This window comes from Chamaesiphon sp. (assembly GCF_041737865.1).
Taxonomy (GTDB): Bacteria; Cyanobacteriota; Cyanobacteriia; order Cyanobacteriales; family Chamaesiphonaceae; genus Chamaesiphon.
Map to the genome: position 1 here is coordinate 1 of NZ_JBGSQZ010000143.1, position 9,677 is coordinate 9,677.

A 9,677-nucleotide genomic window follows, 5' to 3' on the forward strand; every position below is an offset into this window, starting at 1 on the left:
GCAACCTCCAATAACTAATTGCAGGGCTAGTTTAGCAAAACCGCAACGCCGGATAGCGTTAGACCCTCTAGTTTGAAATCTAAGTTGATGAGTAATAAGAAAAATATTGAGCCTTTAGTAGGCGAAGAACTACTTCAAAAAGTCAAAGACCTCGGCGGCGCAACTAAAGAAGAGAAAGCGCGTGAATGCGGTTACTTCACCGAAACCAAGAATGGTGTCGAGCGAGTCAACATGATGAAGTTTCTAAACGCGCTAATCGATGCTGAAGGTATTCAGTTAGATAGTAAATCAGTTGGTGGCGGTCGTGGCGGTCGCAGTGCTAGTTACAAGATCACCGTCCAATCCAATAAGAACTTATTGATTGGTGCTGCTTATACCAAACAAATGGGTCTACAGGAAGGCGACGTATTTGAAATTTCGCTAGGGCGCAAACACATTCACCTTAAACAAATTGACAAAAATGGGGATGACGAATAGAGCGAGACAGTAGGTAGCATCGATTATCTGCGTAATCCGCGATCGCGATATCAGTGTCGCGATCGAATATTATTAGAGGAGCAGGTAATATCAAGACGCTCTCCGTAATCAAATCTAAATTCCGAGGGGATCTGAGTCATCCTCTCTATGCTTAGTTATTTTCCCATTTTGCTAGTAAATTTTAGATGACAACGATCGCGATCTAAAATTTGCTAGCTTAATCTATGTTTGGGGATGTATTGCTAAATCTGTTCCACACATTACTGCTAGTTTCATGTCTCGGATCAAAGTTAGACAGCATGTCAATCCGCTCAGTATTATCTACCAACAGCCACTGATCTCGCCCGATTGGTCGGTAGTTTATCCCGATTTGTCCGCACCGATTCATCTTGATATTGGGAGTGCTGGAGGGCGATTTTTGCTAGAATCGGCACAACTCGATCGAGAATGGAACTTTTTAGGGATTGAAATTCGTGAAGCTCTAGTCATCCAAGCCAATCGCATCCGAGATGAAGCAGGTGTAACCAATCTCCACTATGTATTTGGCAATATTAATATTTCACTAGCAACCCTACTCGCATCGCTCCCACCTGGTAAATTACAGCGGATTAGCATTCAATATCCCGATCCCTGTTTCAAAAATAGACATGCCAAACGGCGAGTCGTGCAACCAGAATTAGTTAATGATATCGCTCGTTATTTACCCAGTGGTGGTGAAGTATTTTTGCAATCCGATCTAGAATGGGTAGCCCAAGAAATGTGCGATCGATTTAGCGAAAATCCAGCTTTCTGCCGCACTCAACCCAACTGGCTGGAGCCAAATCCACTCGCAATCCCCACAGAGCGAGAAATAGCCACCCTCAATCGCGGCTTGCCAGTTCATCGAGCAATCTGGATTAGGCTTTAGGCTTTAGGTAATTAAGAGCACGCAAGCATCGCCATTCATCAGCCGAGACATCGATCCTAAAGCCTAAAGCCTAAAGCAGACCTAAAGCCTAAAGCCTACTTATGCTTGAGATTGATACAGCTCCACTCCAAGCGATTCCAGACTGTACCGACTACCCAGCCATTTTGCTCCAGTACATGGGAGACATCAGCTACCTGACTAGACAAAATCCCACTCAAAATTGCCCAACCTTTCGGCTTGACGATCGCCGCCATCGAAGGGGCAAGTTGAATAATTACATCTGCTAAAATATTGCAGACAAAACCATCGACCGGAGCCGGAATCATCAACTGAAGTTTTTCGATACTCCCCAAATCAACAATTAACTTTTCGGCTGGAATCAGATTTAGAGCGCGATTTTCGCCAGTTGCCTTGACTGCTAGAGGGTCGTTATCGACAGCATATACCTGTTGGGCACCCAACAATAATGCGGCGGTAGAGAGAATACCAGAGCCGCAACCGATATCGGCAATTGTGAGATTTGACCCAGGTTGCAGGCGCATTTCGAGGGCTTCTAGACACAGTTGCGTAGTCGCATGAGTACCCGTACCAAAAGCTACACCTGGATCGAGTTTGAGGATAGTTCGTTCTGAATCTGTTGGTGGCTCCAACCATGCTGGAACGATCAGCAATCGATCGCCGATCGGTTGTGGTTGCCAGTGTTGTTTCCAACTACTCGACCAATCTTCTTCATCAATCAGATTACACTTAGTTACGGGCAACTCGCAACCCATTTCTCTAGCATCATCCTCCAATACCATGGAGAGATCGGATATGGCTAATAGTTTGACCTGAACCTGGGGAATATATGCAGAAATTAGGATTTCTCTACCTTGCTGTTGAGTAGACATTCCTTTGCATCCAAATTCACTCAGTCTCCAAAAGATATTTTCTTCGAGATCGGGAATGCACTCAATTTTAATTTCCCACCAGCTATTAGACATGATTCTAAATCTTTCTATATAAATTCTAATAACTATGTTTAGACGACTGTGGTGAATAGCCGCTAATCCATCACCACAGTATCATATAGCAACTGCCAGCTTTCAACTTTTAATGAAGAACAGCGGAACAACCCAACTATCAATTATCAATTAATTTAATTAGTTAGCGTCACAGTGTAAGCATCGCTAATTCCCGTAACTTGTTTGATTTCTGCTAGAATGCCATCGGGTAATGGATCGTCGAGACTCAGTACCATGACAGCATCGCCGCGCACGATTTTGCGTCCGACCTGCATACTAGCAATGTTGACATTAAATTTACCCAGCAGCGAACCAATAATCCCAATAATTCCAGGGACATCTTTATGCACCGTGAATAACATATTTTGAGTAGGTACGACATTGACAGGGAAATCATCAACGCTAGTAATTCGCATCTCAGCATCACCCAACAGCGCACCTGTAACTGAATGTTGACCCAAAGAACCTTTGGCAATTAGCTTGAGTGTCGCCGCATAGTCGCGAACTGATGCGTCGCGAGTTTCCGAGACGTGGATGCCCCGTTCCTTAGCTTCGATACCTGCGTTGACATAGTTGACTCTTTCTCGCAGTGCAGGAGAAAGTAAGCCTTTGAGCGCAGCGGTAATAATTGGCTTGGTTTGTTGTTCGGCAAGATCTCCATATAGACATACCTGGAGATCGTTAATGCGTCCGCCAGCTAATTGACTGACCATATTGCCGAGGGTTTCGGCAAGTTGGAGATATGGTTTGAGCTGCTGGAGTGCGTCTGGGTGCAAGCCAGGAATATTCACCGCAGACCGAGCTGGTAGCCCCAGTAGCACGTCCCGAATCTGCTCGGCAACATCGATCGCGACATTGACTTGGGCTTCGGCGGTAGAGGCTCCTAAGTGGGGCGTGAGGACGATTTCCTTGCCTAATGAGCGTAAGTCTGATTCGCCGAGTGGTTCGATCGCAAATACATCGATCGCCGCACCAGCAATTGTACCCGCACCGAGGGCGATCGCCAAAGCAGCCTCGTCGATGATTCCGCCCCGCGCACAGTTAATAATCCGCGCTTGGGGTTTCATCTTTGCCAATGTTTCGGCGTTAATGAGGTTGGTTGTCTCTGGAGTTTTGGGAATGTGTAGTGTGATATAGTCTGATTCGCGAAAAATCGTATCCAAATCTACCAATCTACAACCCAATTGCTCGGCGCGTTCTGCCGAAATAAACGGATCGTAGGCGAGTAACTTCATCCCCATCGCTTTGGCAACAGTCGCCACATGCGAGCCAATTTTGCCCAAACCCACGACACCGAGCGTTTTCTTGTAGACTTCAGTGCCGACAAACTGCTTGCGGTTCCACTGTCCGCTTTTCATCGACTGATTGGCTTCGGGGATGTAGCGAGACATCGAGAGCATCATCGCAAGGGCATGTTCGGCAGCCGCGATCGTGTTACCTTCGGGGGAATTAACTACTACGATCCCTCGGCGGGTAGCTGCGGGGACATCCACATTATCTACCCCCACACCTGCGCGTCCGATAATCTTGAGATTGGTAGCAGCTTCAATAATTTCTTTAGTGACACGGGTTTCCGATCGAATCATGATCGCATCGTAGTCACCGATAATCCGCGCCAATTCTGCTGGCGGCAAGCCAATTTTAACGTCTACAGTAGCGACTTGCAAGAGGATGTCAATCCCTGCTTGGTCGATAGGATCGGAAACAAGAACTTTAGACACGATCGGTTTTGTTGGGTAAAGGTCAACGCAATAGCACATCTTAACCGGATTAGCTGTCCAACGGGGCGATACTTTGTGAAATTTTTATAATTCATGATGTAAGAGCCTCGCCAAGATCTGACTTTGCGGCGATCGGCATAATTCAAATTAAACATAAAGCTTTTATAATTAAATCATCATGAATAATAATTATCTCGTCGCGGTATTATCCGATCGCATCCAAGCAGAATCAGCATATACGCTATTGGAAAAGCAAGGCTTACCTCTGAGCAAAATTACCATTCTCGGTCGTGGCTACAAAAGTATCGATGAATTTGGACTAATCGATCCCAATGAAACAGCACAAAAACAAGCTAAATTGATGGCAACTTGGCTCGTTCCCTTTGGCTTTGTGGGTGGAGCTGGCTTTAGTATCCTGACAAATTTACATACATTTGCTTGGGCAGGAGAAATCGGCGACCATATCATCAGCGGCTTACTCGGATCGATCGGTGGAGCGATGGGTAGTGTCTTTATCGGTGGTGGTGGGGGGATTGGCTTTGGTACTGCTGATTCTGTGCCATATCGCAACCGCATCGATGCAGGTAAATATCTAATTGTTGTCCAAGGTTCTCAACTACTCCTCCAACAAGCCACAACAATATTGCGTAAATGCGACCCAGAAAAGATCCAAGTCTATACTGATATGTATCAATAGAAATATCGTAGCTGTCAACTGTCAACTGATAAAATGCTCCCAAGAGAAGAATTATTAAAACGTGTTGTTGAAAATCGTGAAGTCGTAGCACGAGCGATCGATCTAGCCGAACAAGCAATTAAGACTTGGGAAGTAGTCGAGACAGACTTTCTATCCCCACCAGAAATCGCCGAAATCAAAGGAGTATTTACCCGTCTCTCCGATATCGAATTAATCGCTACAGGTGGGTATCCACAAGCCGAGAGACAGCGGTTGGGGTTCTGTCGGAGTGAATTACCATTTGAACCCAGTCAAGTACCTTTAGCAGCCATCCAGATCGCCGGAAATTTTCTCTTCGATCCGCCTACCCATCGAGACTTTTTAGGTTCGATGTTGGGTTGTGGCATCGTCCGTGACAAAACAGGTGATATTATCGTCCTAGGCGAACAAGGTGCCCAAGCAATTGTCGCACCGGAATTGGTTGAGTTTTTAGAAACTCATTTGACTCAAGTTCGATCGGTACCTGTAAAAACTCGACGGATCGAATTAAGTGAATTAAAGATTCGTGAACCCAAGAAAAAAGAAATGGTGACGACTGAAGCTTCCCTGAGATTGGATGCGATCTCCTCCGCTGGATTTGGGATGTCTCGTAGTAAAATGGTCGATCTGATCTCCAGTGGTGATGTGCGCGTAAATTGGAAAGATATCGCTCAATCCTCTCATGCACTCAAAGCCGGAGATTTAATCGCTATTCGTGGTAAAGGTAGACTAGAAGTTGGCGAGATCGCCATCACCAAAAAGGAACGTTACCGGATTAATTTGACTAGATTTATGTAACTGTAGCGATCTTAAATCGGGATACTGGTGCTTATGCGGCTTACGCCTAACACACCCTACCTCTGTAGCGATTTTAAATCGGGATACTAGTTTGTTACGGCTTATGCCTAAGACACCCTACATCACTATCCACCATTCACCATTCACCCTCCATGCAAGTCCAATTTCGTGAGTTCAGTCAATTTGATGTTTGGTTTTGGCTGGAGTTTAACAATGTACCTTCAGAACAAGAGAAAAAGTTAGTTGAGGAAGTTTTTTCTTCGTGGTTTTTCTTGGGTAAATTGGGTGGATTTAATGCCGAAAATAGTCAGGTTCAAGAAACAGGCTTGGATCTGAGTTATATGGATTATGACAATGATGCTGCTGATAGCACAATGATGTCGATCATGCACAATATGGGCGACTTTGAATATGAAGGAAACTGGGCGCGGTGTTGGATGGATTTGGGAACTAGTGATGCGATCGCGATCGATATTTTGATCAATTCACTATCCCAGTTAAGCAAGGAATACGTCGAAATCGTCCAAGTATTTATTGGTGGCGAAAACGAGGAATGGGAAATCGATCCTAGTTATAAAGAGTCATTATTTCAAGACATCAATTGAGAATTGACACTATTCCAGAGTGGCTATGCCAATCCGAATATCTACTGAATTTTCGATCGATAACAACGGGTAGATTAAGGTTTATCAATTGAGCACCGAATCGATTCTCAAGTTGTTAACTAGCTGATGGATTACCACCCGATCTCAAAAACTTTATTTAAACCGGATCGAGTGGTTCGCAAAATCGGTTAATCCCAGATTCATGAGCGTATAACAATACAGGTAGAATCAACAGCTTTGGGCAAATTTTAATCTGTAAAAAGTGTTGATATAATGGCAAGAAATTACCGTTTATCATATCATTACGAAATTCCGATCGACAGACGGCTACGCGGCACTTTTTTGCCAATCCTGGCAACCATTCACTATTATCGATCTCTGGTTGTTGTCCGACTCGAATTGCCAAAGCCATTGCAGCATCTTCGAGATTGCCTTCACAATCAGCGATAGTTTCCAACGAGACAAGCGCATCTGGAATCTCTGCAAATTGAACTTGCAATTCCTCGATGATTTGGAGATCTATCATGTTAATTTTTAATGCGACGAATGCCCTTAGGCTCTAGTATTCCGATCGATTTTAAGGTGGAGCGGATTAGAAGTCAATCCGCTCGGATGGGCAACTAAGCAACTTTAACGCCCTTCCAAAAAGCGACATAGCCCTCAATGTTTTTAGCTGCATCCTTAGCTGCTGGATAATACCAAGCAGCATCTGGATTAACTTCACCATTGACTTCGACACTATAATAGCTAGCTACACCTTTCCAGCCACAAGTAGTATGAGTATTGCTATCTTTAAAATATTGTTTGTCGATACTATCTGCTGGAAAGTAATGATTATTATCGACCATAACTGTGGCATTGCTTTCAGCTAATGTAACACCGTTCCAGATTGCTTTAGTCATAATTTTAGTTCTGAGTTATTTCGAGTGTAAATTACCCTCACTATACCATTCAACCCTCAGTACCATCGGTCTGATGACTTGGCGATCGGGTATTTACTCACATCTTGCATCAAAACAAAGTTACTAGTGAATAGTGAATGGTGGATAGTGAATAGTTTTGGTATTTGGGAGTAAGTTTTGAGGCTGTTTCTATCAGTTCTTTTATACTGATGCAAGATGTGTATTTACTGATTCTCCAATGAGATCGGCTAGCAAATCTGCACTATTAATCACACCCAACGAACTAGTGTTCGATGCCATTGTCTTGAGCCGTTGAGGATTTTGGAGGAGATTGAGGACTTCTACAGCTAGGAACTGAGCTGTCAGACTTTCTTGGCGAAATAGCAACGCTCCATGAGCAGCAGCCAAAACGTTGGCATTGTAGTATTGATGATCCTCAGCCGCATAAGGATAGGGAATCAAAATCGAGGGCGTACGGGTAATCATCAACTCATTTAAAGTAGCTGCACCCGCTCGACTAATTGCCAAATCTGCCCGCTGAAACAATCCTGCCATATTGTCATAAAAAGGCAACACGATATACTGGGGATGTTCGATTTTCTCGGTGGGAGCGTTGGCACCACCAACAATGTGAACGACCGTCGCCCCAGCATCTAGCCAAGTATCCACACATTCACGAATCATCTGATTGAGGGCTACCGCGCCTTGGGAGCCACCGACTACGACGATCAGGGGACTGTCTGCGGGAATGGGTAAATTTAGGGGTTGTGGGGTCAAGAACTGCTGACGACAGGGAGTGCCCAGATAAATAGTCTGAGCGCGATTGAGGTATTTACTTGTCGCGACAAATCCCACGGCTACTTTGGTACAGAACGGACTCAGCCAGCGAGTAACTTTACCTGGAATCGCATTTGACTCATGCAAAAAAACTGGTAAGCCGAGGGAGTAGCCAGCTAAAATAGCAGGTGCAGAAATATAGCCGCCAGTACTAAATACAGCATCAAATCGACCCTGTTTGAGTAGTGTCCGAACTTGAAAAATTCCTTTAATCAATCCACCAAAAGTCTTGAGTGTTCCCAATCCAAGTTTGCCTTGAAAACCACCGACACGAATCAGATGTAGCGGATACTCTTTAGGTACCAGCTTTGATTCTAATCGATCGGGTACCCCCAACCATTCAATCTGATATCCTGATAGCTTTTGGGCGACTGCGATGGCGGGGAATACGTGCCCCCCAGTTCCACTGGCAGCAATTAGTAGCTTAGTAGCGGCTTTAGACACTAATATTTTCATTCCTCACCCACGACACAGCTATTTTAGCCGTTGGCGTAGCATCTCCGCTAGGAGAATGGCTGTTCTGTTATCCTAGATGTAAGATCGATCGCTCTATTTATCGCATTTTTGCTGAAAAATGAGCTGAAATACCATCTCATCCTCAGCACCCACTTTCACTGACCCAATGGTAAGCGTTTATAGCCTCCACTGGGCGGGAGACCCGTCCAGTTGCCTTCAGGCAGTTTGTCATTAGGACACACCATTTAAATCTCCGTCTTAATGACGACTTCGCTATCAACTATCAACTATCAACTAATTACCCCACCCCTATATGTCGTTGCAACTCATCTACCGCTTCTTGTCATCTACGACTGCTGCTACTTGGTATCGAATAGCAATTGCGGCACTAGTCATCGGTTGCCAGCCAGCTACAATCCTCCCTGCTCGCGCCGATAGCTCGATGTTGACTGCACCTACAGCACTCAAAACGATGCTGTCCAATATCGATGCTGCTGCAACTGGGCGGAAATTACCAGAGCTATTACGTTACTACAGCCCAAACTTCAATACCAGCGACGGTTTGAATAAAGCAGCATGGCAGCAGTCTCTAGGTCAATTTTGGCAAAACTATCGTAATCTCAGCTACACCACTACTCTAGAAGGCTGGCAAGCGGTGGAAAATGGTTATACAGCTAATACTGTTACCAAAATTACTGGCGTTCAAAAGATTGATGGTAGAGTGATGAATCTTCAATCAACGATCGCATCTCGCCAAAAGATCGTTGGGGGACAAATCGTCCAACAACAAATTTTGCAAGAACGTACTCTGTTATCCAGCGGGAGCAAACCACCAACGATCGAACTCAATCTCCCAACTCAGCTTCAAGCTAATGCAGAATATAATCTGGATGCGATCGTCACAGAACCTCTAGGTGAAGATGTCCTGATGGGCACCACCATCGAACAACTAGTTTCTGCCCAAGCATATACACAAGCACCCAAATACAAACTCGAATTGCTGACGGCTGGCGGCTTATTTAAGATCGCCCGCGCTCCAGGTAAATCCGGCGACTACTGGTTTTCGACTATTTTCATCCGTCCGGCTGGGATGACTACTTTGACTCAGCGGGTACATGTGGTACGAGATAAATAGATTTGTGCAATCGTTACCGCACGGGTTGAGGACAGCACAGCGATTGAAATCGCCGCTGGCGATCCAAAGTCCGCCTGTCTTGTCGTTTTTTTATTCGGCGGCGTTTTATGCGGGGGGAAC

General features: G+C 45.1%; 11 protein-coding genes. 6 read left to right on the forward strand and 5 right to left on the reverse strand.

From position 1 onward, the window contains the following. Positions 1–87 precede the first annotated feature (87 nt). Together ACEW9J_RS10575 and trmB are read left to right on the forward strand one after the other, a co-directional pair. Positions 88–477, forward strand: a complete 390-nt coding sequence (locus tag ACEW9J_RS10575) for an AbrB family transcriptional regulator (RefSeq protein ID WP_373545083.1) — start codon at positions 88–90, stop codon at positions 475–477. Positions 478–751: 274 nt separating this feature from the next. Beyond that, complete coding sequence (gene trmB, locus ACEW9J_RS10580) at positions 752–1,384, forward strand: tRNA (guanosine(46)-N7)-methyltransferase TrmB (protein WP_373545084.1); 633 nt, start codon at positions 752–754, stop codon at positions 1,382–1,384. Between the two features lie 95 nt (positions 1,385–1,479). On the opposite strand, the gene prmA is transcribed toward trmB, so the two are convergent. Then, complete coding sequence (prmA, locus tag ACEW9J_RS10585) at positions 1,480–2,367, reverse strand: 50S ribosomal protein L11 methyltransferase (RefSeq protein ID WP_373545085.1); 888 nt, start codon at positions 2,365–2,367, stop codon at positions 1,480–1,482. A gap of 155 nt (positions 2,368–2,522) precedes the next feature. Next, on the reverse strand, positions 2,523–4,109 hold the full coding sequence (gene serA, locus ACEW9J_RS10590) for a phosphoglycerate dehydrogenase (RefSeq protein ID WP_373545086.1): 1,587 nt from the start codon (positions 4,107–4,109) through the stop codon (positions 2,523–2,525). A gap of 178 nt (positions 4,110–4,287) precedes the next feature. Here serA and ACEW9J_RS10595 point away from each other — a divergent pair, with 178 nt between their 5' ends. The 3 genes from ACEW9J_RS10595 to ACEW9J_RS10605 all read left to right on the forward strand — a co-directional run bounded on the left by ACEW9J_RS10595 (position 4,288) and on the right by ACEW9J_RS10605 (position 6,227). Further along, positions 4,288–4,806 carry a hypothetical protein gene (locus ACEW9J_RS10595; RefSeq protein ID WP_373545087.1) on the forward strand — a complete coding sequence of 173 codons (519 nt, stop codon included), beginning with the start codon at positions 4,288–4,290 and terminating at the stop codon, positions 4,804–4,806. 33 nt (positions 4,807–4,839) lie between these two features. Continuing rightward, entirely contained in the window at positions 4,840–5,622 is a 783-nt protein-coding gene (locus ACEW9J_RS10600) for a photosystem II S4 domain protein (RefSeq protein ID WP_373545088.1), read from the forward strand. 152 nt (positions 5,623–5,774) lie between these two features. Beyond that, a complete protein-coding gene (locus tag ACEW9J_RS10605; RefSeq protein WP_373545089.1) occupies positions 5,775–6,227 on the forward strand; it encodes a DUF3531 family protein in 453 nt (150 codons plus the stop codon). A gap of 157 nt (positions 6,228–6,384) precedes the next feature. Here the strand turns inward: ACEW9J_RS10605 and ACEW9J_RS10610 are convergent, their stop codons facing one another. The 3 genes from ACEW9J_RS10610 to murG all read right to left on the reverse strand — a co-directional run bounded on the left by ACEW9J_RS10610 (position 6,385) and on the right by murG (position 8,422). Beyond that, complete coding sequence (locus ACEW9J_RS10610) at positions 6,385–6,753, reverse strand: hypothetical protein (protein WP_373545090.1); 369 nt, start codon at positions 6,751–6,753, stop codon at positions 6,385–6,387. Positions 6,754–6,847: 94 nt separating this feature from the next. Next, a complete protein-coding gene (locus ACEW9J_RS10615) occupies positions 6,848–7,129 on the reverse strand; it encodes a DUF427 domain-containing protein (RefSeq protein ID WP_373545091.1) in 282 nt (93 codons plus the stop codon). Between the two features lie 201 nt (positions 7,130–7,330). Beyond that, positions 7,331–8,422, reverse strand: coding sequence for an undecaprenyldiphospho-muramoylpentapeptide beta-N-acetylglucosaminyltransferase (gene murG / locus ACEW9J_RS10620; protein WP_373545092.1), 1,092 nt, complete (start codon positions 8,420–8,422; stop codon positions 7,331–7,333). A gap of 313 nt (positions 8,423–8,735) precedes the next feature. Between murG and ACEW9J_RS10625 the strand changes: the two genes are divergently transcribed. Beyond that, on the forward strand, positions 8,736–9,557 hold the full coding sequence (locus tag ACEW9J_RS10625) for a nuclear transport factor 2 family protein (protein ID WP_373545093.1): 822 nt from the start codon (positions 8,736–8,738) through the stop codon (positions 9,555–9,557). Positions 9,558–9,677: the final 120 nt, after the last annotated feature.